Origin of the sequence: Shewanella sp. MSW (genome assembly GCF_007636515.1) — a bacterium.
GTDB classification, from domain to species: domain Bacteria; phylum Pseudomonadota; class Gammaproteobacteria; order Enterobacterales; family Shewanellaceae; genus Shewanella; species Shewanella indica.
Map to the genome: position 1 here is coordinate 67,435 of NZ_LVDR01000011.1, position 26,374 is coordinate 93,808.

Genomic DNA, 26,374 nt, shown 5'->3' on the forward strand with positions numbered 1-26,374 from the left:
TTAAAAAAAAGCCGCACCGGAGCACTCCGGGGCGGCTTTTTGATGCGTAGCGCCTAGCGTTTAGGCTATTCCTCCAGCAAGCTACGCAACATCCAGGCAGTCTTTTCATGGACTTCCAGCCTGCGGGTCAGCAGATCGGCGCTCGGCTGGTCATTGGCCTTGTCGATAACGGGGAACAGATCTCTGGCGGTGCGGGCCGTGGCCTCCTGGGCTTCAACCAGATGTAATATCATCTCATTGGCAGAGGGCACACCTTCCACTTCCTTGATGGATGCCAGGCGAACAAACTCTTTATAAGTCCCGGGCGCCGGATACCCCAGGGCGCGGATCCGCTCGGCAATTTCATCCAGCGCATTCCACTGCTCTGTGTATTGATCCATAAACATCTGATGCAGGCTGTTGAACTGTGGGCCTTTGACGTTCCAATGGAAATTATGGGTCATCAGATACAGGGTATAACTGTCGGCCAGCAGCGCGGAAAGCCCCGCGACAATTTTTTTACGATCTGCATCATTGATGCCTATATCTATAGTGGGTGCCTTGACTTTCTTGGTTGCCATATACACTCCTTTTGCTTGTTGGCGATAGTCGCACTCAATGGCGACTAAAGATAAATAGCTATAACAGGGTGGAGGCTTGCGCCCCCATAAACTGTGATCCACTACACAGTTTGTCCAGTTGGAGCTTCCCAATGGCTATCTAAATGACTGTTTTAATAAAACCACTCACAACCAGGGGCTGAACCAGAAAAGACAAAATCTTTTGTCCATTCGCTGGATAATATTTAGCCACCCCAAAACCTTCAGCTTATGTTCATCAAAGGCGACTTATCCTGAAGCCACTGATGGGGAATTGCGTCGCAAGACCTCAGTTAGCTCACTTGCCAGGCTGGTAACCATATCGGCCTAAAGGAGGCAACCATGAACAAGCTGAAAATCTGGCTGCAGCACAGTGTGCTTATCCTGTGTCTGTTTGGCCTGTCAACTACGGCGCTGCAGGCCGCCGAATCCGGCAGTGATATCCGGGAGCCCGAGCTGATGCAGCTGCTCTCCCCTATCGCTCTCTATCCGGACACCCTGTTGACCCATATGTTAATCGCCTCAACCTATCCACTGGAACTGGTGCAGGCACAGCGCTGGCGCAAACAGCGCAGCCATTGGGGCAATGAACGCCTGATGGCCGAAGCCGAGAACCAGGATTGGGATCCCAGTGTGATGGCGCTTATCGCCTTTCCGGAAGTGTTGAACAAGATGAGCACAGATCTGGACTGGACCGCCCGTTTGGGCGAAGCCTTTATCGCCGATGAAGGGCGGGTGATGGATGGGATTCAAACCCTGAGACAAGCCGCCTGGGATGCCGACTCATTAAATGACCTGGGTAACCTTAACGCCAGACGCGACGAACGTCAGATAGTGATAGCACCGATCCGCACCGAGATTATCTATGTCCCTTACTACGACAGTCGCCGTGTCTATGGCCATTGGCACTGGAGCAGCTACCCACCTATCTATTGGGACCCTTTCCCCGGATATGTGCGCTACCACTCCAGTCCGTTTTACTGGCGCAGTGCCGGGGTCAGCATTTCATTTAACTTCTTCTTCAGCGCCTTTCATTGGCATGACAGAGTGGTCTGGGTCGATTATCGCCATAAGCACTATAATCACTACCGGCCGAGACTGGCCTATAGCCAGGGAGCCCAGCGCTGGAGCCATAACCCGCACCACAGACGTGGCGCCCATTATCGTCACCCTGGGCTGCAACAACGCTACAATAAGGCGGTATACAACAAGCCGCACAAGCGTTATGAATCCCAGGCCCGCAGCTTCAACCATAGCCAGAGGCTGCATCAGGACAGAAACAAGCAACAAAAGCAGTTGCAGCGAGAGTTAAAGCAGCGCAGAGAGCACAATAGCCGTGAATGGCGCGCCGCTGACAAGAGGGAAAAGATGCATAGGGGCGAGCCACAAAAGGTTCGTCAGCTGTCACAGCAGCCGTCATATAGGAGTGCCAATAGCAGTGCCAACGCCGCCGACAAAACGATGCGGGTTAAACATCAGGCCAGAGACAGACAGTTGCAACAGGCCTCAAACCGGCACACTAACACTACTTATAGACAAGCTGAAAAGCGCCGGCAACACTCTGATAAACAACAGCAACCACAGAGACACTATCAGCCTCATAGTCAATCGAAGGTGCAGCATCAGCAGCGAGCTCAGCCACAGCGCCATCAGGCTGAGCGACGCCAGCCCCGCCGTGCTCAGGAGCACAGACAACGCTCAGTGCATCAACAAAGAGAGCGTTGAACAAAGAGAGTGCTGAAAAAGCTGAGTTGAAAAAGCCGGGTTAAAAGTAGCACTTGCCCTAAAGTGAAAACGAATGAAAAAGACAGGTCCAGCACTGGCCTGTCTTTTTTTGGGTGTAGTTGTATGACTCAGATGAAGGCGCTCAGACGGCTCTGTCGTCGTACAAGTCGATTTGAGTCAGCGCCGCCACCTCTTCGATATAGGCGCGCACTCTGGCCGGGAATACCAGCCCCTTGACCATGGTCAGGTTTCTCAGACCGGGGAACAGGTTGATATCATCAATACTCAACTTATTGCCCCGCTCCGACGGCAATAGCAGCCAGTCGAGCAGAGGCCAACACTTAGCCAGGCCCTCAAGAAAATCGGCCGTTTGCGCAAGCGCTTTCTCGAAAGACATCTCTATCATGGCGCTCTTGTTTTGGGTAAACCAGGCAATCGCCTCTTGGCAGCCAAATTCAGGCAGGCCGAGCAACACATTGCGGGGATAGAGCAAGCGACTGCTGAAATAACCGGATGCCTCCTGCCATTGGCTGACAGCATCGGCCTGGCTGGCAAGGGTAATGACCGGCTTACCATCCAGATTATCCAGATAACTGACGATATCCAGGCTCTCGGCCATGAAGCTGCCATCGGCTTTTTGTAAAATGGGTACCATATTGGCGCCGACCATAGCTATTCTGGACTCCACATCATGGTTTTGCAGATAGACCCGCTCCACCGGCAACGCCTTAAGCCCCACCAGCATCATAGCCTTGACACAATAAGGACAATGGTCAAACACAAAAAGCTTCATCAGTACTCCTTAGCTTCCTTGGAACTGTCAGGGCCATCAGCATATCCTCCGAGGCCGGAGCTGGGCAACTCTTGACTGGCCGGCGGCGCAAACAGCAAACGCCAACGCTGCCTGAAACTAAGCCCGGGACGGCTCACTTCCGCCAACATATCGCGCCATTCGGCAAAGGTGACAGTCACAGGATTAAAGCTGTTCACCGGCTTGGTAATACCATAACGCACGGTTTCCCGCTCCGGCTCGAAGCTGCCGAATAATCTATCCCAAATGATCAACACCCCGGCGTAGTTCTTATCTATGTACTGAGGATTACGGCCGTGGTGCACCCTGTGGTGGGACGGAGTGTTGAATATCCACTCCAAGGGCCCAAGACGTTTGATGGCCTGGGTATGGACAAAAAATTGCAGTCCCAGATTAAGCAGCACCACAAATACCACCCAGTTGGGGTCGAAGCCTATGATCACCAAGGGCAACCAAAACAGCCACATGCCCGCCAATGGGTACATCAGGCTCTGACGAAAGGCGGTGGAAAAATTCATGTTTTCCGAACTATGGTGTACTACATGGGCGGCCCACATCCAGCGGCACCTGTGGCTGGCCCGGTGGAACCAGTAATAGCAAAAGTCCTGCCCCAGCATCAGCAGTAGAAAGGTCCAGCCATTCATCTCAATGTCGAACAAACGCCAGCCGAATAACCACAAATAAAGTTTGGCCAGCAGTAACCCTGTGAGAATATCGGCGCCCTGGTGCATGCCTGCCAGCACAAAGTTACAGAAAACCTCCGCCGGCCGATAGCGGGCATTCTCGGGTAAACGTCTGAGGCGGTCACCGAAAAACCACTCCAATGCCATACAGACGAAGAACAGCGGCGCCAATACCAGCAGCAGCCATTCAGGATGTGAAATAAGTAAATTGAAATCCATTTTTATTCCTTTTATTCCAACTCACCATTTGGCAAAGTGATCTTCTGTCAGGCCGCTCTGCTGCACCAGCTCATGGCGCTGGCCCCGGGAGTCTTTGACCCAACCGGAAAACAGCCCGGTATACTGGCGAAAATTGCTTTTAAGCAGCCCCAGATTGAGCCTTTCGCTGCGGCACCCCAAGGGCGAAAATGCCAACTCCAGCTCGCCGCGCTCAGACCAAACTCGCCATTGGCCGCCGGATGCTGCCCTGCGGTCAAACTCAAAATGCACCGGCGACAGCAAATGCCTGGCACCATCAACCCAGAGCACGTTTTCACAAGAGCCGGTCTCGTTGACTCCGGCCGCCAAGTTTATCCCCAACCCCTTGCCATCAATATCAGCATTGATAGAGGCCCAGCGCCAACTGGTTTCCCGGCGCATAAAGCCTGCGGAAAAGTCATAACCGGCTCTGGCATGCAGTAGCGGCTGGGGTTCATGATTAAAGGACAACTGGCCGGAGACCTTGAGGGCATTGTGTTTTTGGGTATAGGTCCAACCGTTGTAACCGGTTGGACTGCAAAGCGCCATCGGCAAGCTGAGCGGTTCGGGAGTCAAGGTCAGTTCCCCCTCAAGTGGCATTCCCTGTAGTTTAAGATCCAGACTCAGTTGCCATTGTCCCTGCTCACGCCGAAAGTGAATGCCGCCCATACGGCTCTCCCCCTGCCATGGCGAACGGCTCAGGTTAAAACCAGCGGGTGGCCGCAGCAGATTCTGCTGATACATGCGACGACTCTGCAAATCAAACAGATAACAGAAACCACTGCCAAGATAGGCGATATCCGCCAAGGCAACGCCCAGCATCCATCTGGGGCTATTAAGGCCAATAAACTCAAACTGCTTATAACTGCAACGCTGTTTCAGGCGTGAAACCCTGCGGTCCATCTCATTGAACAGCTGAAAGTCTGCCAATCCCAGGCTTTTCGGCGGGCCGTCGAAATGCCCAAACAGAGGCCGGCCGTGAACATCTATCAAAGAGTCAGGCGCCGCCTGGGTAGCAACCCCTGATTGAGTCGTCGGCAAAGGCCCGGATTTCAATTCCAACATATTCCCAACAGCTGTTTTTAGAGCAATAACTTGACTCTACCCTGTCGCCGTCGGAGATTGAAGCCTTGAATGTTACAAAAATGAAAAAACCACTTGCAGAATACGACCTGGTTTACGGTGTCATTCAGAAACGCTAACTGACAAAGACACCCCTTGATAATCTAAGCTAGCTGTTTCACGGGATTGATACTTGAGTTTGCCCCTTGGCGGCCTACGCGCAAAGAACCCGCAAAAATCTCCCCCTGGCTGAACCAAAGTCGGCTATCTGCCATAAGCAGATGCTGGAAGCCAAACTCAAATCTGGTTATCCTGATGCCACCTTTTTACAGCTTCGGATTTTTATGAAACGGCTTGCTACCTTGATGCTGGGGTCGGCGCTGCTCTTTGGCTGCGCCAGTCATACCCCCAACTTTATTGCCCTGAGCCCTGAACTGCCTGCGGTCACGCCACAGACCTCGCTGGAGCCTGCTCTGGCGCTGCAAACCCTGGATACCCGCACCGCCAATTTTATTGTGCGATTCAATGAAGACGGCAAAGCCGCACGTCTGGTCAGCCCGGCCGAGCCACCCAGGGCCCAACTGGATCAACTGTTTCGTCAAGGTTTTGCCAAGGCCGGATACCGAATTGATCCCGCCAGTGGGAAAGAAGTGCAGCTGCAGCTGATTGAACTGCTCACTGATGTGGATGAATCCAGCTTCGGCTTCGAAGCCAAAACCAATGTCAGCATCAATCTGCTGGCGAAAAACAGCAGCCATACCCTGACCAAGCGCTATAAGGCCAAGGGGCTGCTCAAGGGGCCATTCAGTGCCGACTTCGCCTCACTGGAACTGGACATGAACAAACTGATCACCCAGTTGACCGGCGAAATACTCAACGACCCCGAGCTGCACAGCTTTTTGCAGCAGTAATTTATTGGGCCGGTCGGTGACTCACAGGCCTGCTCGTCTGCAACACTATGATAAGGAATCTGGTCATGAGCCGATGGATACTCGCAGCCGTATTGATGCTGACCAGTCAGCTGGCGCTGGCATTGGATATACAAAAAGACAATCTCTACCCTCAAGTGGAATTTGATACCAGCATGGGCAAAATCGTGGTCGAGCTCGACCGCACCCGGGCGCCCATCACGGTGGACAACTTTCTCACCTATGTGGTGCGCGGCGACTACAACAACACATTGTTTCACCGCATTATTGCCGATTTCGTGGTTCAGGGCGGCGGCCTCAGCCCCAAGTATGAAGAACTGCCTTCAGACAAGCCGATAGTCAATGAGTCGGGCAACGGCCTGTCCAACAGCCTAGGCACTATAGCTATGGCCAGAGAGAATGCCCCCCATTCGGCCACCCGCCAGTTTTACTTCAATGTGGCCGACAACAAAAAGCTCGACCCATCCTCCAGGCGCTGGGGCTATGCCGTATTCGGTGAAGTCAGCCAAGGGCTTGAAGTTCTGCAGAATATGGCGCTGGTAGAGACAGGCACCAACAGCACCTTGGGTTGGCCCGACGTGCCGGTCACCCAAGTTTTGTTGAAGAAAGCCACACTTCTGCCCAGAAATTAACCCCAGGCACGGCTCAGTATCAAAAAGCTGTCTATACTGAACCTGGCAAACATAAGGAGGCGATCTGATGACCCCGGAAGAGTTCATCGATGTGAAAGCGCCCCAACTGGCTCATTACGGCAAAGCATTCTTGAGCGACAAGCTGGAATTTAATGAAGTCAGATTGTATCTGTGGGATACCCTGGAAGAATGGCATCAGCTGAACTTGCAGGGGGAAGCGCAAACGGATGTCGAACGCGTATTTTGGCACTTGTTGTACGCCTTCGATAAATGGCCCGATTGGGTATTGCGCGGTAACCAGTTTTTGCGCCAGCAACTGGACGACTGCTGTGAATACCTGTTCTGTGGTGGCCCCATACCCGAAGGCTGTATCGGCGTCAGGCCCTGAGACAGACGTTAATCTACCCCGCCCGGGTGACACTTTAATGACACGGGCGACCAATCCCCGGCTTTGCCGGGGATTTTTTATTGGGCAAACACCCAAGCACGCCTTGAAGTCGCAAGCGCGGGCTTTTACTCTAAGGCCTTTGACTCTCACCAAGCCGTGCCATGCCTCAATCTTTTTTTGCCAGCACCCGAGACGCCCTGAGTATCTATTTCCATAAGCGGGTACTCATCTTATTGCTGCTCGGTTTTTCCGCCGGCCTGCCGCTGATGCTGGTATTCTCCACCCTGTCTTTCTGGCTCAGGGAAGCCGGGGTAGACAGGGCCGCCATCGGCTATTTCAGTTGGGTGGCCTTGATCTATGCCTTCAAGTGGGCCTGGTCCCCCCTGGTCGATCGCATGCCCCTGCCTTTGTTCAGCCAACTTTTTGGCCGTCGCCGCGGCTGGATGCTGTTCTCCCAGCTATTACTGATAGCCGCCATTTTGGGGATGGCCGGCAGCGACCCCATGGAAGATCTCACCCATCTGGCACTGTTTGCGCTGATGGTGGCCTTTTCCTCCGCCACCCAGGACATAGTGGTCGATGCCTTTCGTATCGAGTCGGCGCCGGAGAAAATGCAGGCGGCACTGGCCGCCGCCTATCAGGTGGGCTATCGCAGCGCGATGATCATAGCCACGGCAGGCTCACTGACTATCGCCGCCTGGGTTTCTCCCGAGCCGGAAAGCTACGATCTCCAGAGCTGGCAAACCGCCTATCTGGTAATGGCAGGTTTGATGGGCATCGGCATACTGGCAACGCTTTTTGCCAAAGAGCCGGCGGTGGATATCAGCTCGATAGGGGAAGAGGAAGCCGTTCTCAGAGACAGACTCAGGGCCAACCTGGCACCCAGACTCTCTGTCTGGGCCGCGCCGGCCAACCTGTTTATCCTGCGCCATGGCAAGTTACTGCTCCTGCTGCTGGGGCTTTATTTCTGTTTTAGCCTGGCCGAGCCTTTCACCCAGGTACTGCAATCCTACTTTCCGAGTCAGGCCCTGAATACAAATGTGGTTACTCTGGCTACTATGGGGCTCACTCTGCTGCTCTGGTTGCTGATCTTCGGCGTCAAAAGTAAAGACAGGGCAATTCAAGAGCAGGAAGCCAAGCAGCTGACCCAGGCCGGCACAGATAGGATGGCCGCCTTTATCTCCTGGCTCTACAGCGCCGTGGCCCTGCCCTTTATCGATTTCTTTCGCCGCTACGGCAAGAGCGCGATTCTGATCCTTATGCTGATCTCCTGCTACCGGATCTCAGATATCGTCATGGGGATCATGGCCAATGTTTTCTATGTGGATATGGGCTTCAGCAAGGAAGAGATAGCCACCTTGAGCAAGGTCTATGGTCTGATAATGACCCTGGTGGGCTCGGCATTCGGCGGGGTGTTGTTGGCACGCTTCGGCACCATAAAAATCCTCTATGTCGGCGCCTTCCTGGTGGCCACCACCAATCTGTTGTTCGCCCTGCAGGCCATGGTGGGCTACAACGTGCCACTGCTGACCCTGGCAATTTCGGTGGACAACTTCAGCGGCGGTATCGCCACAGCGGCCTTTATCGCCTACCTTTCCAGCCTCACCAGCAGTGGCTACAGTGCCACTCAGTATGCGCTGCTGTCTTCGGTGATGTTACTGTTTCCCAAGTTTATTGCCGGCTTCTCCGGCGCCTGGGTCAACGCCTTTGGCTATGTAAATTTCTTTGTCAGCGCCAGCATCATAGGCTTGCCCGTGCTGCTGCTGATTTGGCTGGTGCAAAAAAACAGCCCGCCGAGGCGGGCTGATACTGCTCAGGATACGCTCAAGTCGCAGATTAACGACTAGTCGCGGAAATTATTGAACTGGAAAGGCTGGCCCAGCTCGGCATTACGGGCCAGCGCCATCACAGCCTGCAAGTCATCACGCTTCTTGCCTGTGACCCGTACCGAGTCGCCCTGGATTTGCGCCTGCACCTTTATCTTGCTGTCTTTGATCTGTTTTACCAGCTTCTTGGCCACATCAGCCTCTATGCCTTGTTTGAACTTAACCTTCAAAGAGAACATCTTGCCGCTGTGAATCGCCTTTTCATCCACTTCCATCGCCTTGGGATCCACATTACGACGGCTCAGTTGGGTTCTTAAAATATCCACCATCTGATTGCACTGAAAGTCCGACTCTGCCGACAGGGTCACTACAAAGTCTTTATACTCCACCGCAAATTCCACCCCACGGAAATCGAAGCGGGTATCCAATTCACGTTTGCTGTTATCCACTGCGTTACGCAGCTCAACGGCATCTACTTCTGACACTATATCGAATGAGGGCATTTCATCGCCTTTTACTTATCAGTCAAACCAATAGCGCCAGTCTACCCTAAGTTGAAGCCGAGCTGAATAAATCCAAGTCTGCTGATGACAGCCAGGCTTTATTTTGACTATGATGTTCGCCAAGCTTTCCAACCCTGCGTGATTTGTGATTAACCGACAGCTGCTGTTTAAAATTGCTTTGTTGATTGCCCTGGCGGTGATCAGCTACCTGGTTTTTTCCAAGCCTAACTACCCTCAGAGCATTCCTAACCTGGATAAAGTGGGCCATATCGGCAGTTTCTTTGCCCTCGCCTGGCTGACCTATCTGGCATTTCGCCCCCGCTGGTACTTAATGTTTGCCACCCTGGCCGGCTACGGCATTCTGATAGAGATGGTGCAATCCCGCCTGCCTTACCGCAGTGCCGATATGGCCGACTTTGTCGCCGATATGACCGGAGTCGTACTCTTCTACGTATCTCTCTGGGGCTATCGCAAGTATTTTGGCGCCGCCATGCTGAAGGAGTAACGGGATGCAGATAGGGATCCTCGGCGTTGGGGCCATAGGGCAACTGCTGGCGCAGCAACTGGCTGCAGCCGGTCTTGAACCTTGGTTATTACCCAGAGTGTTGCCAACAGCCAACACCCTGCCATTGGCGCAGCAGGGCGAAGAACACGTCTATACCCTGGAGCTTGGCGACCAGAGTCTGCAAACATCGTTTCTGTGCCTGGCGCAGGACTCGAGCAAGCTCAAGCAGCTCGATCTCTTGCTGGTCACAGTCAAAGCCTATCAGGTTGAAGCGGCGCTGGAGCCTGTGCTGCCAAGACTTCACCCGAATTGTCGCATCCTGCTGCTGCACAATGGACTTGGTCCTCATCAGAGTCTGGCCGCCAAGCTGCATGAGCGGCCACTGAGCCTGGGCACGACAAGTCAGGCGGCGCTGAGACTAAGCAGCAATCATATTCGCCAAACCGGCAGTGGCCTGACCCAGATAGGTGACTTAATCGGCGCCCCCATGCCAGAGGTGATGAAAACCGCTCTGCTCAATGCTATTCCCGGCAGTCAGTGGAGCAATGCCATTCTCGAAGCCCTGTGGCAAAAGCTGGCGGTCAATGCCGTTATCAATCCGCTGACCGCCATTCACAGAGTCAACAACGGTGCCCTGGCCGCCCCCGAGTTTGAGGGAACAATCTGCGCCATTCTCGATGAGCTGTTACAGGTAGCCAAGCAGGAAGGCATAGCGCTGACGTTCGATGCGCTGCACGCCAGAGTCAAGGAAGTGATACGGCTAACCGCCGCCAACTACTCCTCCATGTATCAGGATCTCAAGCACGGCCGCAAGACGGAAATTGACTATATCAACGGTTACCTGCAACAGCGCGCCGAGCAATATGGGCTCTCGCTGCCAATCAACAGCGAACTGCTGGCCCAGATAAAGGCATTGGAGCCACACGGCTAAATCATCCCCAAAGCACCAATACCGCGGCCAGGGCAATCAGTACCAGGCCGCCCATATCCTTGACCTTGACCCGCTGCTTGAGCCAAAGGCTGGAGATCAGCATCATAAAGAAGACTTCCACCTGCCCGAGCGTTTTCACATAAGGCACGGCCGTGAGCGACATGGCGCTGAACCAACCTACGCCGCATACGCGCTTTTTCAACTCGCCCTACGGGAGCTTGTCAGCCACCCGATTACTGCGCCAACTTGCCTCGCCGTAGAATCACTATGTCATCGCCAATCTGGCTTGAACTCGAATGGCTGACACAGCTCTGAGTAGCCCAAACTTCTATAAGGAATGGTATGAACGCGCCAGCGTCACCCCGGCAACATTGACATCGCGACTGAGACGGCTCTGAAACGCGTTGCGCCACGCCTGCATAAAGGCGGCCATCAGGGTAAAGAAGATCCACATGGGTGGCTTGTCCTTAAAATTTGCGCCCGAGAATGCTTGCCGATGAACAGCAAGCCATGACTGCAATGAAAAACGCCCGCAATCGCGGGCGTTTGAGGCTAACACGCTAGCTAAGTGATTCGCTATTCAATCAAAGGCGCAGCTTGCAGCAGCTTAGGTAAGGTTAACCAAGCGCTTGGCTCAGCGACTGGTATCCAGCGCCGGGAAAGACTTCACCAGCTCATCAACGGCCTTCATCTGGCTCAGGTACCCTTCCAGTTGCTGCAATGGCAAGGCACAAGGGCCATCACATTTGGCGTTGTCCGGGTCTGGGTGCGCCTCAATAAACAGCCCGGCCAGTCCCAGCGCCATGCCGCTGCGGGCCAGTTCGGTTGCCTGGGCACGACGACCACCGGCAGAATCTTCACGGCCGCCAGGGCGCTGCAGCGCATGGGTGGCATCGAAGATCACCGGGTAGCCTGATTGCTTCATCTCATCCATGCCCAACATGTCCACTACCAGGTTGTTATAACCAAAGCAGCTGCCACGCTCGCAGAGAATGATCTCATCATTGCCCGCTTCGTTGAATTTCTTGATGATGTGTCGCATCTCATGGGGCGCCAGGAACTGAGGCTTTTTCACATTGATGATAGCCCCTGTCTTGGCCATGGCCACCACCAGATCTGTCTGACGCGCCAGAAAGGCCGGCAACTGGATGATGTCCACCACTTCGGCCACAGGCGCACACTGGTAAGGCTCATGCACATCGGTAATCAATGGCAGCTTGAAGGTGTCCTTGATCTCCTGGAAGATTTTCAAACCTTCTTCCATGCCGGGGCCACGATAGGAGTTGACGGATGAGCGGTTAGCCTTGTCGAAGGAGGCCTTGAACACATAAGGGATCCCCAGCTTCTGAGTGACTTCCGCGTAGGTTTCGGCAATGGTCATCGCCAAGTCCCGCGACTCGAGTACATTCATGCCACCGAACAGCACAAAGGGCTTGTCATTGGCTATCTCGATAGCCCCCAGATGTATGGTTTTATTACTCATCGCAACTTCTCTCTTGAATGCCGCTCATGCGGCGTTAACTTAAATCAGCCGGCCACGGCCTGCAGCAACTGGCCACAGAGCCAGGCCATATAAGTGCCTAAAGCATAGCCGAATACCGCCAGCAGTACACCTACGGGTGCCAGTGCCGGGTGGAAGGCCGCAGCCACTACGGGCGCAGACGCCGCGCCGCCAACGTTGGCCTGGCTGCCCACCGCCATATAAAACAGCGGCGCACGGATAAGCTTGGCCACCAGCAGCATCAATCCCGAATGCACCAACATCCAGATAATACCCACCAGGAAGTAAATCGGCGTATCCATAATTTGGGATACATCCATATGCAAACCGATTGTAGCCACCAGTATGTAGAGGTAAGCCGAGGCTATCTTGGAGGCGCCGGCCGCTTCCAAATGACGGGCCGGGCTGAATGACAGCAGCAAACCTATGGTGGTCACTATCACTACCAGCCAGAAGAATCCGGAGGTCAGACTGTATTGCTCGGTCCAGGGATAGTTAGTCGCAAACCAGGGAGCCAGCAGATCGGCGCCGACATGGGCCAGACCGGTAATACCAAAGCCCACAGCCACTATCAGCATAATGTCGCGCAGGCTGGGAATGCGGGCATTTTCGGCATGATACTGTTCCACCTTGGCCTTGAGGCTTTCAATGGCGCTGGTATCTGCACCTGTCTTGGCATCTATCTCCTTGGCCCTGGATGCCATAAACAGCAGCACGGCCATCCAGATGTTGGCGACTATCACATCGACAGTGACCATCACGGAGAAGATATTGCCGCCCACTTCATAAATCTCTTTCATCGCCGCCTGGTTGGCACCGCCGCCAATCCAGCTGCCGGCGAGTGTGGTCATGCCGCGCCAGACCGCGTCCGGGCCGTGACCAGCGGTCAATGTCGGGTCGATTGCCGACATGATAAGCAGGGCAATCGGGCCCCCGATGACAATGCCCATAGTGCCGGTCAAAAACATCACTACCGCCTTGGGACCCAATCCCAGAATAGCTTTGATATCGACGCTGAGGATCAGCAATACCAAACAGGCCGGCAACAGATAACGGGACGCCACATAGTAAAGTTTGGAGCTGCTGCCATCGACAATCCCAAAGGTATTGAGCAAGGATGGCAGGAAGTAACACAACAGCAAAGCCGGAATGAAGCGGTAAAACTTCTGCCAGAAAGGATGGCTGCTGCTGTTGGTATAAAAAACGAAGCCGAGAATGGCGGCCAGAATACCGAGCGCGGTGGCGTCATTGGTCACCAGCGCGGTCATTTCAGTAGCCGCCTGTGAGGTACTGCTCATAGGTCCTATCTCCCTTGCGATTGCAATTTATTGTTTTATTTTAATATTTATATTTTTATCACTGCCCTCGCGGGCAGGTTCAATGAAAGGTCTGAGGGTCGTCTCCCAATTCTCTGAGTTGCATCTTCACCAACTCGACCACAGGGTCGTGCGGGCTATTGTCGACAAAATACTGCAGGTCGGCGCTGGCGACATGAATCGCCCCCAGTTGCTGGGCAATAAAGGCGCGCTCCCGATGCAGGCTGAGATCGTCGGCATGCCATTCAAGTAGCAAATTACAGCACTCCATCGCGACTTCAAACTCATGGGCAACTATGGCGCCCGCCTTGAGTTCATGCAGCATGCGGGTCATCAGCCTCTGGGTGCCAACCGGCTTGAGGTAAGACGCTTTTAGCGGCGCACTGTTCCCAAGCTCACCGCGAACCAGGGCATGCAAGCGCTCTTTGCTGAGGCGCTCCCCCCGAAGCGGGTCGAGATAGATGAGTTCACCGGCCACGTGGCAGGCCAGCACTGTGGTGCCCGGCAGCAGCACAGGGTCGAATTTCAAGTCCAGCTGTTTGCCCAGCAACATAAGCACAGTTGCCAATGTGGTACTGTTCCCCTGGCGGCTGAGAATACACTGGCCGAGATCGGCCGCCTGCCGGGAAAAATAATCTTCCCTGGGGCCAAACCCCAGGTCCTTGTAAAACCAGTCCAGCAGCGCCTGAAAGCGCCGCTGCTGATCCACCAGATAATGGCTGAGCACTGAGCCGGACAGTTCCAGCCAGGCCCAGTTAGCCTGTTTGGCCTGGCCAAAGCCCAGATGTTGGCAAAGCTCAAATGCCGACTCGGGCAGAGAGAGTTCGTCTTGCTTAAGAGAATATTGTTGCATTACCCCAGAATTACCGCTTGTTTGAAGTGTGCCAGTTTTGCCGCATAAACCACCCAGCCCAGAGCACCGAGGAAGGCGAAGATCCGGAAGATCAGATTACGGTTGGACTTGAGCGCCATCACGCCCAGCAGTATGTAAGCGACCACTGCGCCTATCTTCTCCGTCATCCAAGGATCAACGAAGGGATACTGCTTAATCATAAAACACAGAATCAATCCGGACAGCAGCAGGAAAGTATCGATCACATGGGGACCTACCTTCAGCAGTTTCTTGTCCATAATGGCTGACTGACGCAGCTTAAGCACGAAACGCACAATGAACAGCAATACGCTGACGGCGATTAGAGTCATGTGCAGGTGTTTAACTGCCGGATACAGGCTGTAAAAAGTTTCCATCGGATAGCTATCTGTAGGTGAACAAAGGCGACAGTGTACCCTATCGCAGTGCTCAGCACCAAGGCCAAGCCGCTGTCGAAAAGGCAGAATTAAGGCAGGAAGTGGGGACGATATTCGCGGTTTTCAAGCCCGGGCGTGACTCCCGGGCACAGAGACTCAACCGGGCCACAAACCCAGAGTACATCTTTCATTGGAGCCAAAATCACGCACTGTGGCCACCTGTTGATAACCGAGCTCGGCAAGTTTCTCCCTGAGTTTCACCGCTTGGGCATAACCATGCTCCAGCAGCAGATAACCGCCCGGCAGCAAGTGCTCCCTGGCATGGGCTGCGATATGGAATAGGTCGGCAAAACCCTGATCGGCGGCGGTCAAGGCGCTGCGGGGTTCAAAGCGCACATCGCCCATCTCAAGATGCTCATCATCCTCCTCAATATAGGGAGGGTTGGAAACAATCAGTTGGAATTTGCGTCCCTTAACTGCCGAAAACCAGTCGCTCTGAAGGATCTCCACCTGCGGCAACTTCAGGTTATCCCGGTTGGCACAGGCCAGCGCCACCGCGGCCTCGACCTTATCGACGGCAGTCACTCTCCAGCCTTGCCGTTCATGGGCCAGCGCCAGTGCAATAGCACCGGTACCTGTGCCGAGATCCAGCACGGCGATATCATCTGAAAGCTGCAGATTGAGCGCGGTTTCCACCAGGATTTCGGTATCCGGGCGCGGGATAAGGGTGGATTCATTAACGATAAAAGGCAGTGACCAGAACTCGCGCTCACCGACAATATGAGCCACAGGCACACCTTGGCTGCGACGCTGCACCATCAGGGTGAACTGCTTGTGTTGTTCGGCCGATAAGTTTCTTTCGGGCCAGGTATAGAGAAAACTGCGGCTCTTGCCCAAGCAATGCAGCAACAGGGCTTCGGCATCTGCATGGGCAGACTCGGACGATGCGGCCAGCATAGAAGAGGCCCATTGCAGGGCCTCGGCAATATTGAGTTTAGTCACAGACAGTCCTTTTATTCGTCGGACAGAGCCGCCAGCATGTCAGCCTGATGCTCTTGCATCAAAGGCTCAAGCAGCTGCTCCAGGTCTCCTTCCATCACCTCGTTGAGACGATACAGTGTCAGGTTGATCCTGTGGTCGCTCACCCTTCCCTGAGGGAAATTATAGGTACGGATCCGCTCTGAGCGGTCACCGCTACCCACCAGAGAGCGACGGGTAGATTCTTCGGCGCTGCGGCGTTTTTCATCTTCAGCCGCCTGCAAACGGGCCGCCAGTACGCTCAAGGCCTGAGCCTTGTTCTTGTGCTGCGAGCGCTGATCCTGGCATTCCACCACCAAGCCTGTGGGCAAGTGGGTAATACGAATTGCCGAGTCGGTTTTGTTAACGTGCTGACCACCGGCACCGGAAGAGCGGAAGGTGTCGATACGCAGCTCGGCCGGGTTGATTTCCACCGCCTGGGCCTCGGGCACTTCGTGCATAACGGCCACGGTACAGGCCGAGGTATGCACCCGCCCCTGGGATTCGGTTTCCGGCACCCTTTGTACCCTGTGACCACCGGACTCAAACTTGAGTTTGCCGTAAACACCGTCACCGCTGACTTTTGCTATCACCTCTTTGAAACCGCCATGCTCGCCTTCGCTGGCGCTCATGACTTCGACCTGCCAGCGCTGGCTCTCGGCATAACGGCTGTACATACGGAATAGATCGCCGGCAAAGATAGCCGCTTCATCACCGCCTGCACCGGCACGGATTTCCAGAAAGGCGTTGCTGGCATCATTGGGGTCTTTGGGCAACAGCAGAATTTGCAACTCGCCTTCCAGCTGCTCCAACTGAGCGCGGGCCGCCTTGATCTCTTCCTGAGCCATCTCTTTCAGCTCAGGATCTTCCTCGGCCAGCATCTCCTGTGCGGTTTGCAGATCCGCCTGCGCCTGCTGGTAGGCCTTAAAGCCTTTGACCACATCTTCAAGCTGAGCATATTCCCGTGACAGGGCTCTGAACCTGTCCTGATCCGCTATGACACCTGCATCACTGAGCAGGGCCAATACTTCTTCATTACGCTCAAGCAAGCCTTCCAGCTTGCGGATAACGGATTCCTTCATTTAGCTCGCTAACCTTAGTGTTTATCCAAGCCGAGCGCGGTTCTCAATTGACCCAAAGCATTGAGATCCCCCTGACGACTGGCAGCAGTCAGGGCCTGGGTCGGAGCATGGATCAGTCTGTTGGTCAGGCGGTTAGCCAGTTCCAGCAGCACCTGCTCTGTGTCTGCTCCCTGTGCCAACTTGTTCATAGCCCGTTCAACCAGCTCATCTTTAATCGCCATGCTCTGGGTACGATATTCGCGAATGCTGTCGACCGATTCCAGTGAACGAACCCACTCCATAAACTGGTGTGAATGCTCTTCGGCAATGACTTCCGCTTGCTCGGCGGCCTCTCTACGGGAGGCCATATTCTGTTCGATTATGCTTTGCAGATCATCGACCGTGTAGAGGAAGGCATCGTCCAAATCACCGACTTCTGCCTCAATATCACGGGGAACCGCTATATCAACCAATAACATAGGTTGATGGCGGCGCTGCTTCAGCGCTTTTTCTACCATGCCCTTGCCCAGAATAGGCAGCGGACTGGCGGTAGAGGATATCACGATATCGGCCTTGGGGAGAAAATCTGGTATCTGTTCCAGGGTAATCGCCTGGGCATTAAACTCTTCGCACATGGCTTCGGCGCGGGAAATGGTGCGGTTGGCCACCACCATGCTGGTCACACCGTTTTCCTTCAGATGACGGGCAACCAGTTCTATGGTTTCACCGGCACCTATGAGTAGTACCTTGGTAGTCGCCAGAGAAGAGAAGATATGTTTGGCCATGCTGACGGCGGCAAAAGCTACCGAAACAGCCGCAGTACCGATTTCCGTTTCGGTGCGCACCTTCTTGGCCACGGCAAAAGTATTTTGGAACAGGCGATCCAGTGTCAGTGCCACTGTGCCTGACTCCTTGGCTTTGGCAAACGCCTGTTTGACCTGACCGAGGATCTGCGGCTCGCCCAGCACCAGAGAGTCAAGCCCGGATGCGACCCGCATTAAATGTTGCACCGCGGGCTGCCCACAGTGTTGGTAAAGGCAAGGGGCCACCTCTTCATGGCTCAGGCCATGATAGTCTTCCAACCAACGCACCACCTGCTCGGCATTTTCTGTATTGCAGTAAAGCTCGGTACGGTTACAGGTGGAAACGATGACGGCTTCCCCGCTCTGGGTCTCCTTGGCCAGGCTGCGCATGGCGTCATGGATCTTATCCGGGGCAAAGGCAACTTTCTCACGCAGGTCAACAGTGGCGGTTTTATGGTTTATACCAATTGCTACAAGGCTCATCTGAACTCGTTCTGGACTCTTGGCGTCGCTGTAGGATGCGGCCATTCTACTGAATTGGCCACCTTAAAAACAGAATACGCTTAACAAAACCGAATAAAGGTCTAACTTCTCAACCAATTTATCAATTAAGCTAAGCAGGTGCTGGCAAAAGCCACAAGGCGACACCACTGGGGTCGACGCTTATTGGTATTCTGCCAAAGCCCTCGTATCATAGGCGGCCTACACAGTGAACAACAGATGATTATTTTGAAGTACTTCACAAAAACCTGTTTTACACCTCTGTCGGCACTGCGCTTGTTGTTGCCCTTATTGCTCCTTACGTTGCTCGGTGGTTGTAGCAGCCTGCCCGATGCCCGCTGGCAGGCGACTCAAGTCAAGCACGCCGACCAAGCCAAGGCCTGGGAGCTGAAAGGCAAGCTGGCGGTAAAGACTCCTGAGGAAAAGTTCAGCACTAATCTCTATTGGCTGCATACCCCGACGACGGAAGAGCTGAGACTCACCACCATGTTGGGCACCAGTGTGATGCTGCTGAAGAGCGGCCCGGATGGCGCCTTTTTGGAGCTGGACGGCGAAGTCTACCGCAACCGTGACCCGCAGCGTTTACTCGATGGCCTCAGCAGCTGGAGTATTCCGCTTAACGCCCTGCCCCGCTGGGTGCTTGGCCTCAGCGCCGCCGACACTGAACTCCTGCTCACAAACAATGACGGTAAACCCCAGAGCCTGGAAGATGGCAGCGTTAACCCGCCATGGCAGGTGAAGTACCTCAGTTGGCAGCAACAAAGCGGTGCCGATATTCCGCGCCTTCTCAAACTCAATCGCGGCGTACTCGAACTCAAGATCCAGTTAACCGAGTGGCAGGCGCTCGAAGCCCAGAGCACACTCATCACCAAGGAAAGCCAGCAGCCATGAGCCTCGATCACCCAAACCTCCAGCCCAATAGTCTTTCGCTTGGCTGGCCGGCCCCGGCCAAGCTGAACCTGTTTTTGCACATCAATGGCCGTCGCCAAGACGGCTACCATGAACTACAGACCCTGTTTCAGTTTCTCGACCATGGCGATCTGTTGGACTTTAAAGTCACCACCAATGGCGAACTCAAACTGCACTCCAATTTGGGCGCCGCTGTCCCGGATAGCGATAACTTAATTCTCAAGGCCGCAAAATCATTGCAGCAAGCCAGTGGCTGTGAAATGGGGGCCGAGATCTGGCTCGACAAGAAGCTGCCCATGGGCGGCGGTCTGGGAGGCGGGTCGTCGGACGCAGCCACGACTCTGGTGGCTCTCAATGCCCTGTGGCAAACCGGCCTGAGCGAAGCGGAACTTGAACAAATTGGTTTAAAACTCGGCGCAGATGTTCCTGTTTTCATTAAGGGCATGGCGGCCTTTGCCGAAGGGGTCGGCGAAAAACTTCAGCCGGTGAAACCGGCCGAACCTTGGTATCTGATATTGGTTCCCGAGGCCCATGTTTCCACTGAAAAAGTATTCCATGACCCTGATTTACCGAGAGATACTCCCAAGCTCTCTCTGGAGCAACTACTGAGCAGCCCCTGGCAAAACGATTGTCAGGAACTGGTGTGCCGCCATTACCCTCAAGTTGCCAAGGCCTTGGCCTGGCTGCTAGAATATGCGCCGTCCAGAATGACCGGAACCGGCGCCTGCGTGTTCGGGGAATTCGAAAAACAGCAACAAGCTCTCGATTGTCTGGCAAAGCTGCCGTCATCATTCAAAGGCTTTGTTGCCAAAGGGATAAATAGATCGCCGCTTCAGAGTCGACTGGCTCGCCTCTGAACAGTTTCTTCCGGGATAAAGCGCTGCAACCGTTTTATCCCAGCCACTAAAATAAAGCAAACGCCTGAGGTTCTTACAGTGCCCGACATCAAGCTCTTTGCTGGGAACGCTACCCCCAGTCTCGCCAAAAAGATAGCAGACCGTCTTTTTTGTAAACTCGGAGACGCAGAGGTAGGCCGTTTCAGCGATGGTGAAATCAGTGTCCAGATAAACGAAAATGTACGTGGTGCTGATGTGTTTATCATTCAGTCCACCTGCGCACCAACCAACGACAACCTGATGGAGTTGATCGTAATGGTTGATGCCCTGCGCCGCGCGTCAGCCGGCCGTATCACAGCCGTTATCCCTTACTTTGGTTATGCCCGTCAGGACCGCCGTGTCCGCAGCGCCCGTGTACCCATTACCGCCAAAGTGGTTGCCGATTTCCTCTCCAGCGTGGGTGTCGACAGAGTACTGACCTGTGACCTGCACGCCGAGCAGATCCAGGGCTTCTTCGATGTACCGGTAGACAACGTCTTCGGTAGCCCTGTGCTGCTTGAAGATATGCTGGCCAAGAAGCTGGATAACCCGGTTGTTGTTTCCCCCGATATCGGTGGTGTTGTTCGCGCCCGCGCCGTAGCCAAACTGCTCGACGACTCAGATCTGGCGATCATCGACAAGCGTCGCCCACAGGCCAACGTGGCTCAGGTAATGCACATCATAGGTGACGTTCAAGGCCGTGACTGCATCATAGTTGATGACATGATCGACACAGGTGGCACTCTGTGTAAGGCTGCTGAAGCCCTGAAAGAACACGGCGCCAACCGCGTCTTTGCTTATGCGACCCACCCGGTATTCTCCGGTAACGCCGCCAGCAACATAGTAAATTCAGTGATCGACGAAGTCATAGTCACTGACACTGTGCCTTTGAGCCCAGAAATGCTCAAGACAGGCAAAGTGAGCCAGCTGACCATGTCAGCGGTACTGGCCGAGGCTATCCGCCGCGTCAGCAATGAAGAATCTATCTCTGCCATGTTCCAGCACTAAGCTGACATGCAGAGTTAACAAGAAACGCACCTTAGGGTGCGTTTTTTTATGCTTGATATCTGGGTTGCCATTATATGGCCCATCAGCTGCGGTGCGGATAGGCAGAAAGCCTGAATGCCGTGAAGAGCAAGATGTTCGAGAGCGGCCATCTCGCACAGGCGATTTTGTTATTTTTTTATTTTGTTAACTGTTTTGTATTTGCTGATTATAGAATTCACAGCGTTCCTCTAAGCCCATAGACTTTGCAGCATCTTTGAGCTTTACCCAAATTTCTTCTGGAGGCTTACTTGTTGCCTCAAGTGCTGCTTCTTCTAGCATATCCAGTGCTAGTTCTAGCTCGTTGTGATCAAGGTATTCATCGTACTCGGCGATATATTTGCCAACACCCGGGCATTCACAAAGAACTGCACGAGCCTCACTCAACAAAGCGATAGTAATCTTCCACTTTTTTTCCAATTCTTCTCTGAAGCTCATATGACAGTTAGACATAATGATTCCCTGTGCAGGTGTCGGCCTCCGTGTTTTCTCGTGGATTAGTTAAACCAGAGCCACACTGTTTGTTGATCCAATAGGCAAACAATCACAGGAGGCCGACATGTCTAAAGCTAACACACTTTTTATCGGGTTGGACGTACACAAGGAGACCACTGACGTGGCCTGGGTTTCTGATAAGTCTGCTGAGACAGTGCATTACCATGGCACAATCCCAACCAACCTGCGTTCATTCGATAAACTCATTAAAAATCAAACAGCCAAGACCAGCAAGATATGTGTTATCTATGAGGCCGGTCCCTGTGGCTTCTGGCTCTATCGTCATCTGTTGCGCCGTGGCATTGAATGCTGGGTGGTAGCGCCGGCACTCATCCCCAAAGCTCCGGGCGACCGGGTCAAAACCGATAAACGCGATGCCATGACATTGGCCAGGTTAGCGCGTAGCGGCGATTTGCACTCTATTTATGTTCCGGATGAGCGGGATGAAGCTATCCGCGACCTTATCCGCTGCCGGGAAGATGCCATGCTCGATTTTCGCCAGGCACGGCAACGGCTGAAATCCTTTCTGCTGCGTCATGGCCATCCCTGCACAGGTCGGCAAAACTGGACCGAGGCCTATCGACGCCACCTGGCTGATATCAACTTTCCGCAAAGTGCTACTAAAATCACCTTTCAGCACTACATTCATATCGTTACCGAGCGCTATGAGCGCTTGCAACGGCTGGAATTGGAACTGCAAAGCTTGGCAGAAAGCTGGCGTTGGTACCCACTGGTGCAACGTCTGACGGTACTGCGTGGAGTACGTTTCTTATCCGCTATGACCCTATTGGCGGAACTGGGTGACCTCAGACGCTTTGCTTCTCCGCGTTCACTGATGAACTTTGTCGGTTTGACACCCAGCGAACACTCCAGTGGTCAGCGGGAACGGCGTGGCGGCATCACTAAGTGCGGCAATAGCCACGCCAGACGCATCCTTATTGAATCGGCCTGGGCCTATCGTTTCCCCGCTCGGGTCTCGAGGGAATTGGAAAGTCGCCAACAAGAGCACTCTATCAAACTGCAAACTCGCTCATGGGAAATCCAGCAGCGCCTATGTCGACGCTTTCATGCCTTAAAAGCAAGAGGCAAAGAATACAATAAGGTCGTTACCGCTGTGGCTCGCGAACTGACAGGCTACATTTGGGATTTAGCCCAAGGTTTTGATGCCGATATGCCACAACAAGCGTACTGAATTACATTTAAAAATCACTCTGGCAGCGCCGGACGGCGGCAGCGGTGCGAGCAATCCTCGAGGGCGTTAAGCGGTCACATCCGCGCTCCTAGACTGAGGCAAGGCTCCTGCGGCGAACACAAGTAATGCGAATAACCAAACTCGCGGATATCAGCAAGGTCAACCGCCGACACTTACTCGCCAAAGTCCGACTGTCAGAGTGCCCTTACCGGAGATTTTTGGGTCTCCGGTAAGGACACTTTTACCTATTTGACAAAGGGAATCATATCAACGCCCCACTCACCGGAATTTTGGGAGCGAAGCGAGTAAAATTTCCGAGTGCAGTGGCTTGTTATACGGCATTTAAACGGATCTGATTTTAATATCGCCGATATCAAGCTTTATACTTTTCGTATTCATCTAGATACAGCCGCTCTGACTCATCACGAAACTGGCTTCTTCTATTGTGTAAATCGTTAAGCTTTTCACTGATACTTTTATATATAATTTGATGAGCTTGGTTCTTTAGGTTATCTTCATTGTATTCATCGATTTGGAAGCCGTCCTCTAGAGCCGCATTAACTAACTTAAGAAGAATTGTCTTATCTATTTTATCGACGGTTTCATAGGTCCCGTCTTCTGTCAGGAAGTATCCCTGATTATTTTCAATTTTTAATGCTTTCATAGCTGCCTCTTCTATCAATATAAGCTTCTTCGCCAGCCTCCAGTGTGTTCATGGTAACCTGGAAATTGTTTATTGTTTTTCCGTCAACTGAACAAAGCTCTTTGTCGGATGGATACCCTGAATACCTTCTATATACGATCTCATTACCTTCAATCTCTTTTGATGTGTACACTATATAATCTGCATTGATTGAAGCTCCAACTGTACTATTATGGGTGACAACAACTACCGGCATTGTTTTAGATATCTCTTTCAGCATTTGATTAGCTTCGCCTTTTAGGAAAAGGTTATCAAACGACGACTCTGGTTCATCTATCAACAGATAATCAAAATTTTGTGCATCTTTGATCTCCTGCAAAAGACGAAATTCAGACCTTTCACCACCTGACACCTTGAATCCATCTTTGTTGAGTATTTCATATTCAATGCATGAAAAGTACTTATAAAATTCGGATGGAGTCCAGGCTCCATTCTCCCTCAATGCAATGAGATACTTATAAGGTGAAGCATATTCTTTATAGGCGTCGCTGAAACCAACCTTTTGTCCACTGACACGCAAAATTTCGCCAGCACCATTAAATGCTCGCTGCTTGCATATCACTTTAAATCCCTGAATGTTTTCCTGAAATATTACTTTCTCAGTTTGTAGTAATTTTGCAATTTGGTTGAATTTTAAAACCTTCCTGTGCTCAATCATGACCCTGTATAGGTCGACATCTTTAACTTGTGTCGCTGATGTTCTTAATTGGAGCTTACTTTTGACATCTCTAACGATGTCATTTACAAAACTTCTCTTCTTTCTTTCATACGCTTTTGACCAAAGAAGCTCAATTAACTCAGTAGCCAAAGCTTTCAAGTTATTTACATCAATATGTTTATCAATGATTTCTCTATATTCGATGTTCTCTATCAGTTGTCGAACAGAACCGATAAGATCTCCAAGCCCCTTATCTTGAGCCACTTCAAATTGTGTTTCATTAAAGAGTGCTACTTTAGAGAATGCGTCAAATTTCTCTGCCTCTTCTGCCGACCTTAGAAGTGTTGATAGATAATCTTCTACCTTTCGTTGATTAACTCTAATATCAATATTTAACACATCATCGAGAACAGTCTTGAATGGAGTCAGATGCTTATCAGCGAATATACTCTTCTTCCGAGCGACATCGTCATTGAATTCTTTTTCATAGTTAACGTCATCTCTTTGAACAAGTGAAAATTGTTGAATATATTTTACATTATCGCAGTCATTGCTTATCTGAGTTAGCGTTTCAGTCTTCCCTGAAGATCGTGCTCCTAGAACAACATTAAGTCCGGTGGATAGCTTTTGACCATCGTCAAAAACCTGAAATAGTGAATTCCCCTCTGACCTAGATAGAGCTACTTTATTTCTATCACGCAAGCTATGTTTCAATGAACTAAGGGAAATATCTCCACAGTCGATATATGTTTGTCTGGATGGGAACTTGCTCATACCTTCACGAATTCTTACATCACTAAAAATAACTGGTGTTAATTCTGTGTCATCTTTAGCCAAACGAATAAACTTTTTGGGGCTATCAACTTCACCAGCAGATATGAATTCGCCCATTTGGTCAATCGTCTGTCGCGAGATGGAAGGCTTTTTTTCATAATGGGGGATTAGTAAGTATTTATTGAGGTCACCAAAAATCTGAAACAACTCATCTACGCTAATAAAGTCTCCTATAACATTGATTTTCTCAGTTATCGCTTGAGTTTTGATTTGAAACTCATCTAAATGTTCATTTTCGGAGATGAGAAGAATATGACCTTTAGCTAGATTTATTTCAATACCTGGAAACACAACACAGTCAAGCGCTTTATCGATTTCTCTAAATTGTGCCAAGTCGAATACGTCATGATTTGTTATTGCTATAGCGTCGAGTTCGGCTGTTTTAACATACTCTTCTAATTTCTCTAACGAAAAATCAAAGTGAGCATCACTAATCGTCGGCACTGTGTGCATGTGAAGGTCAATTTTCTTCAATTTTTTCTCCATAAATAATTAGAAGACCGTACGATTCGAAACACACATTCGCACAATACCGTATAACAGCTGTATAGTACGCATGCGCGTTTTAGTCCTCGGAGGAGTGTAAACGCGCATCGCTATCTGTTTGTATTAGCTGGATATAATAGAGTTTAGCCCGAATATCCCTTGCAGCTAAACGCGCATGCGCGGTTTCCAAACCTATTATCTACCAGCTGTATTTTTTAACGTTATGAATTTAATGTTATTTTCTAAAATGTTACAGAAATAACGCGCAAACTTAGCTGCAAATTTCCAGCATTTTGTCGAGAAGGTCAATAATACTGTATAAAAATCAGTTCTGAGGTGCTTGTCATAAGCGCTTCAAGCTGTACAACCTATGGCCTTACAAAAAACGTCGAGTAAAGACATGGCTACCGCACGGGTCCAAACTCTGTTTGTCCCTGCATTCCGCTAAAATCGGAAAAGTGTTGCAGCTTTCGCCTTAAGCTTAAGGAAGTACTAAAACTAAGCGGTTGAATTAGTTATACAATAGCCAGCATTGAATGTGAAAACAATTAGCCAAAGGTCAAGTTTTTGACAAAGGCAACAAAAACCTGATTTGGTTTGTTTTTGAAGCAGAATTGACTGAGTGTTTGCATTCTTCCCTGCTTTCAACGGTCACAGTCCCGCCTGTGCCTGGAAAATAGGTGTATGTCTGCAAACTCTTCAGATATTTCAAGCTACTCAGCGCTAACAGAATTGCACTAATCCCCCCTCGGTGTCGCCGAAAGCCGTTGGCGCAAATAACGTGGCTGAGGCATGGATGCCGAAGCAGCGCCAGTCGAATCAGGGATGAGCGTCTGAAGCGGTAGTTATTTGCGCCATTAGGCCGAGGGGCTTTCGACACCGTGTGGGGCGGCAAGGGAGATCCAAGAGGGGATTGCTGTT

At 52.0% G+C, this 26,374-nt stretch carries 27 protein-coding genes and 1 pseudogene; 11 read left to right on the forward strand and 17 right to left on the reverse strand.

Annotated elements, in window-relative coordinates:
• Positions 1-65 precede the first annotated feature (65 nt).
• Positions 66-560 (reverse strand): Dps family protein, encoded by a 495-nt coding sequence (locus tag AYI96_RS13250; protein WP_039034276.1) that lies wholly within the window; start codon positions 558-560, stop codon positions 66-68.
• Between the two features lie 360 nt (positions 561-920).
• On the opposite strand from AYI96_RS13250, the gene AYI96_RS13255 reads away from it, so the two are divergent.
• Positions 921-2,303 (forward strand): DUF3300 domain-containing protein, encoded by a 1,383-nt coding sequence (locus tag AYI96_RS13255; RefSeq protein ID WP_144361752.1) that lies wholly within the window; start codon positions 921-923, stop codon positions 2,301-2,303.
• 142 nt (positions 2,304-2,445) lie between these two features.
• Here AYI96_RS13255 and grxB read toward each other — a convergent pair whose 3' ends face one another.
• The 3 genes from grxB to AYI96_RS13270 are packed head-to-tail and all read right to left on the reverse strand — an operon-like array spanning position 2,446 to position 5,099.
• Entirely contained in the window at positions 2,446-3,096 is a 651-nt protein-coding gene (grxB, locus tag AYI96_RS13260) for a glutaredoxin 2 (protein ID WP_071475480.1), read from the reverse strand.
• The gene (locus tag AYI96_RS13265) at positions 3,096-4,016 is read right to left on the reverse strand and encodes a sterol desaturase family protein (RefSeq protein ID WP_144361753.1); all 921 of its coding nucleotides are present in this window, start codon (positions 4,014-4,016) and stop codon (positions 3,096-3,098) included. The genes grxB and AYI96_RS13265 overlap by 1 nt, the downstream gene beginning before the upstream one ends.
• Before the next feature lie 21 nt (positions 4,017-4,037).
• Positions 4,038-5,099 carry a DUF2804 domain-containing protein gene (locus AYI96_RS13270; protein ID WP_144361754.1) on the reverse strand — a complete coding sequence of 354 codons (1,062 nt, stop codon included), beginning with the start codon at positions 5,097-5,099 and terminating at the stop codon, positions 4,038-4,040.
• 341 nt (positions 5,100-5,440) lie between these two features.
• On the opposite strand from AYI96_RS13270, the gene AYI96_RS13275 reads away from it, so the two are divergent.
• The 4 genes from AYI96_RS13275 (at position 5,441) to AYI96_RS13290 (ending at position 8,892) form a co-directional block, all read left to right on the forward strand.
• Complete coding sequence (locus AYI96_RS13275; protein ID WP_144361755.1) at positions 5,441-6,007, forward strand: YajG family lipoprotein; 567 nt, start codon at positions 5,441-5,443, stop codon at positions 6,005-6,007.
• A gap of 65 nt (positions 6,008-6,072) precedes the next feature.
• Positions 6,073-6,657, forward strand: coding sequence for a peptidylprolyl isomerase (locus AYI96_RS13280; RefSeq protein WP_028779732.1), 585 nt, complete (start codon positions 6,073-6,075; stop codon positions 6,655-6,657).
• Between the two features lie 67 nt (positions 6,658-6,724).
• Complete coding sequence (locus AYI96_RS13285) at positions 6,725-7,045, forward strand: hypothetical protein (protein ID WP_144361756.1); 321 nt, start codon at positions 6,725-6,727, stop codon at positions 7,043-7,045.
• A gap of 161 nt (positions 7,046-7,206) precedes the next feature.
• On the forward strand, positions 7,207-8,892 hold the full coding sequence (locus AYI96_RS13290; RefSeq protein WP_144361757.1) for an MFS transporter: 1,686 nt from the start codon (positions 7,207-7,209) through the stop codon (positions 8,890-8,892).
• On the opposite strand, the gene AYI96_RS13295 is transcribed toward AYI96_RS13290, so the two are convergent.
• Positions 8,889-9,374 carry a YajQ family cyclic di-GMP-binding protein gene (locus AYI96_RS13295; protein WP_028779730.1) on the reverse strand — a complete coding sequence of 162 codons (486 nt, stop codon included), beginning with the start codon at positions 9,372-9,374 and terminating at the stop codon, positions 8,889-8,891. The two genes, AYI96_RS13290 and AYI96_RS13295, sit on opposite strands and share 4 nt — an antisense overlap.
• A 145-nt stretch (positions 9,375-9,519) precedes the next feature.
• On the opposite strand from AYI96_RS13295, the gene AYI96_RS13300 reads away from it, so the two are divergent.
• Entirely contained in the window at positions 9,520-9,879 is a 360-nt protein-coding gene (locus AYI96_RS13300; RefSeq protein ID WP_039034281.1) for a VanZ family protein, read from the forward strand.
• Between the two features lie 4 nt (positions 9,880-9,883).
• Complete coding sequence (locus tag AYI96_RS13305; protein ID WP_071475477.1) at positions 9,884-10,810, forward strand: ketopantoate reductase family protein; 927 nt, start codon at positions 9,884-9,886, stop codon at positions 10,808-10,810.
• 1 nt (position 10,811) lies between these two features.
• On the opposite strand, the pseudogene AYI96_RS20540 reads toward AYI96_RS13305, so the two are convergent.
• The 9 genes and pseudogenes from AYI96_RS20540 to hemA form a co-directional block, all read right to left on the reverse strand.
• A pseudogene (locus AYI96_RS20540) lies at positions 10,812-10,991 on the reverse strand (EamA family transporter); the annotation flags it as partial.
• A gap of 147 nt (positions 10,992-11,138) precedes the next feature.
• Positions 11,139-11,264 (reverse strand): hypothetical protein, encoded by a 126-nt coding sequence (locus AYI96_RS20545; RefSeq protein ID WP_371872576.1) that lies wholly within the window; start codon positions 11,262-11,264, stop codon positions 11,139-11,141.
• Positions 11,265-11,444: 180 nt separating this feature from the next.
• Positions 11,445-12,293: a 3-deoxy-8-phosphooctulonate synthase gene (gene kdsA / locus AYI96_RS13315; protein WP_039034283.1), complete on the reverse strand. Its 849-nt coding sequence runs from the start codon at positions 12,291-12,293 to the stop codon at positions 11,445-11,447.
• Between the two features lie 44 nt (positions 12,294-12,337).
• A complete protein-coding gene (locus AYI96_RS13320; protein ID WP_373297528.1) occupies positions 12,338-13,609 on the reverse strand; it encodes a DUF819 domain-containing protein in 1,272 nt (423 codons plus the stop codon).
• 79 nt (positions 13,610-13,688) lie between these two features.
• Complete coding sequence (locus tag AYI96_RS13325) at positions 13,689-14,480, reverse strand: tetratricopeptide repeat protein (protein ID WP_144361758.1); 792 nt, start codon at positions 14,478-14,480, stop codon at positions 13,689-13,691.
• Positions 14,480-14,875, reverse strand: coding sequence for a SirB2 family protein (locus AYI96_RS13330; RefSeq protein ID WP_039034285.1), 396 nt, complete (start codon positions 14,873-14,875; stop codon positions 14,480-14,482). Before AYI96_RS13330 ends, AYI96_RS13325 begins: the two co-directional genes overlap by 1 nt.
• 156 nt (positions 14,876-15,031) lie before the next feature.
• Positions 15,032-15,877 (reverse strand): peptide chain release factor N(5)-glutamine methyltransferase, encoded by an 846-nt coding sequence (prmC, locus tag AYI96_RS13335; RefSeq protein ID WP_144361759.1) that lies wholly within the window; start codon positions 15,875-15,877, stop codon positions 15,032-15,034.
• Between the two features lie 11 nt (positions 15,878-15,888).
• Positions 15,889-16,974, reverse strand: a complete 1,086-nt coding sequence (gene prfA, locus AYI96_RS13340; RefSeq protein ID WP_039034287.1) for a peptide chain release factor 1 — start codon at positions 16,972-16,974, stop codon at positions 15,889-15,891.
• A gap of 14 nt (positions 16,975-16,988) precedes the next feature.
• Positions 16,989-18,239, reverse strand: a complete 1,251-nt coding sequence (gene hemA, locus AYI96_RS13345; RefSeq protein ID WP_039034337.1) for a glutamyl-tRNA reductase — start codon at positions 18,237-18,239, stop codon at positions 16,989-16,991.
• 237 nt (positions 18,240-18,476) lie between these two features.
• Between hemA and lolB the strand changes: the two genes are divergently transcribed.
• The 3 genes from lolB (at position 18,477) to AYI96_RS13360 (ending at position 21,049) form a co-directional block, all read left to right on the forward strand.
• Positions 18,477-19,148 (forward strand): lipoprotein insertase outer membrane protein LolB, encoded by a 672-nt coding sequence (gene lolB, locus AYI96_RS13350; RefSeq protein ID WP_144361760.1) that lies wholly within the window; start codon positions 18,477-18,479, stop codon positions 19,146-19,148.
• Positions 19,145-20,023: a 4-(cytidine 5'-diphospho)-2-C-methyl-D-erythritol kinase gene (ispE, locus tag AYI96_RS13355; RefSeq protein ID WP_039034288.1), complete on the forward strand. Its 879-nt coding sequence runs from the start codon at positions 19,145-19,147 to the stop codon at positions 20,021-20,023. The genes lolB and ispE overlap by 4 nt, the downstream gene beginning before the upstream one ends.
• A 78-nt stretch (positions 20,024-20,101) precedes the next feature.
• Positions 20,102-21,049 (forward strand): ribose-phosphate pyrophosphokinase, encoded by a 948-nt coding sequence (locus AYI96_RS13360; RefSeq protein ID WP_028779717.1) that lies wholly within the window; start codon positions 20,102-20,104, stop codon positions 21,047-21,049.
• A gap of 183 nt (positions 21,050-21,232) precedes the next feature.
• Here AYI96_RS13360 and AYI96_RS13365 read toward each other — a convergent pair whose 3' ends face one another.
• A complete protein-coding gene (locus AYI96_RS13365) occupies positions 21,233-21,538 on the reverse strand; it encodes a hypothetical protein (protein WP_144128928.1) in 306 nt (101 codons plus the stop codon).
• A gap of 106 nt (positions 21,539-21,644) precedes the next feature.
• Between AYI96_RS13365 and AYI96_RS13370 the strand changes: the two genes are divergently transcribed.
• Positions 21,645-22,772, forward strand: a complete 1,128-nt coding sequence (locus AYI96_RS13370; RefSeq protein WP_144361761.1) for an IS110 family transposase — start codon at positions 21,645-21,647, stop codon at positions 22,770-22,772.
• A gap of 373 nt (positions 22,773-23,145) precedes the next feature.
• On the opposite strand, the gene AYI96_RS13375 is transcribed toward AYI96_RS13370, so the two are convergent.
• Both AYI96_RS13375 and AYI96_RS13380 read right to left on the reverse strand, forming a co-directional pair.
• The gene (locus AYI96_RS13375) at positions 23,146-23,436 is read right to left on the reverse strand and encodes a hypothetical protein (RefSeq protein ID WP_144361762.1); all 291 of its coding nucleotides are present in this window, start codon (positions 23,434-23,436) and stop codon (positions 23,146-23,148) included.
• On the reverse strand, positions 23,417-25,441 hold the full coding sequence (locus tag AYI96_RS13380) for a phosphotransferase (RefSeq protein WP_144361763.1): 2,025 nt from the start codon (positions 25,439-25,441) through the stop codon (positions 23,417-23,419). The genes AYI96_RS13375 and AYI96_RS13380 overlap by 20 nt, the downstream gene beginning before the upstream one ends.
• Between the last annotated feature and the right edge of the window lie 933 nt (positions 25,442-26,374).

Excerpts from the sequence above, each read along its gene's own strand:
- AYI96_RS13365 (WP_144128928.1), bottom strand. The coding sequence starts at position 21,538 with ATGTCTAACTGTCATATGAGCTTCAGAGAAGAATTGGAAAAAAAGTGG.
- AYI96_RS13290 (WP_144361757.1), top strand. The coding sequence starts at position 7,207 with ATGCCTCAATCTTTTTTTGCCAGCACCCGAGACGCCCTGAGTATCTAT.
- AYI96_RS13285 (WP_144361756.1), top strand. The coding sequence starts at position 6,725 with ATGACCCCGGAAGAGTTCATCGATGTGAAAGCGCCCCAACTGGCTCAT.
- AYI96_RS13275 (WP_144361755.1), top strand. The coding sequence starts at position 5,441 with ATGAAACGGCTTGCTACCTTGATGCTGGGGTCGGCGCTGCTCTTTGGC.
- grxB (WP_071475480.1), bottom strand. The coding sequence starts at position 3,096 with ATGAAGCTTTTTGTGTTTGACCATTGTCCTTATTGTGTCAAGGCTATG.
- AYI96_RS13320 (WP_373297528.1), bottom strand. The coding sequence starts at position 13,609 with ATGAGCAGTACCTCACAGGCGGCTACTGAAATGACCGCGCTGGTGACC.
- hemA (WP_039034337.1), bottom strand. The coding sequence starts at position 18,239 with ATGAGCCTTGTAGCAATTGGTATAAACCATAAAACCGCCACTGTTGAC.
- lolB (WP_144361760.1), top strand. The coding sequence starts at position 18,477 with ATGATTATTTTGAAGTACTTCACAAAAACCTGTTTTACACCTCTGTCG.
- AYI96_RS13270 (WP_144361754.1), bottom strand. The coding sequence starts at position 5,099 with ATGTTGGAATTGAAATCCGGGCCTTTGCCGACGACTCAATCAGGGGTT.
- AYI96_RS13370 (WP_144361761.1), top strand. The coding sequence starts at position 21,645 with ATGTCTAAAGCTAACACACTTTTTATCGGGTTGGACGTACACAAGGAG.
- AYI96_RS13295 (WP_028779730.1), bottom strand. The coding sequence starts at position 9,374 with ATGCCCTCATTCGATATAGTGTCAGAAGTAGATGCCGTTGAGCTGCGT.
- ispE (WP_039034288.1), top strand. The coding sequence starts at position 19,145 with ATGAGCCTCGATCACCCAAACCTCCAGCCCAATAGTCTTTCGCTTGGC.
- AYI96_RS13325 (WP_144361758.1), bottom strand. The coding sequence starts at position 14,480 with ATGCAACAATATTCTCTTAAGCAAGACGAACTCTCTCTGCCCGAGTCG.
- kdsA (WP_039034283.1), bottom strand. The coding sequence starts at position 12,293 with ATGAGTAATAAAACCATACATCTGGGGGCTATCGAGATAGCCAATGAC.
- AYI96_RS13250 (WP_039034276.1), bottom strand. The coding sequence starts at position 560 with ATGGCAACCAAGAAAGTCAAGGCACCCACTATAGATATAGGCATCAAT.
- AYI96_RS13330 (WP_039034285.1), bottom strand. The coding sequence starts at position 14,875 with ATGGAAACTTTTTACAGCCTGTATCCGGCAGTTAAACACCTGCACATG.
- AYI96_RS13305 (WP_071475477.1), top strand. The coding sequence starts at position 9,884 with ATGCAGATAGGGATCCTCGGCGTTGGGGCCATAGGGCAACTGCTGGCG.
- AYI96_RS13255 (WP_144361752.1), top strand. The coding sequence starts at position 921 with ATGAACAAGCTGAAAATCTGGCTGCAGCACAGTGTGCTTATCCTGTGT.
- AYI96_RS20545 (WP_371872576.1), bottom strand. The coding sequence starts at position 11,264 with ATGTGGATCTTCTTTACCCTGATGGCCGCCTTTATGCAGGCGTGGCGC.
- prfA (WP_039034287.1), bottom strand. The coding sequence starts at position 16,974 with ATGAAGGAATCCGTTATCCGCAAGCTGGAAGGCTTGCTTGAGCGTAAT.
- AYI96_RS13280 (WP_028779732.1), top strand. The coding sequence starts at position 6,073 with ATGAGCCGATGGATACTCGCAGCCGTATTGATGCTGACCAGTCAGCTG.
- AYI96_RS13265 (WP_144361753.1), bottom strand. The coding sequence starts at position 4,016 with ATGGATTTCAATTTACTTATTTCACATCCTGAATGGCTGCTGCTGGTA.
- AYI96_RS13375 (WP_144361762.1), bottom strand. The coding sequence starts at position 23,436 with ATGAAAGCATTAAAAATTGAAAATAATCAGGGATACTTCCTGACAGAA.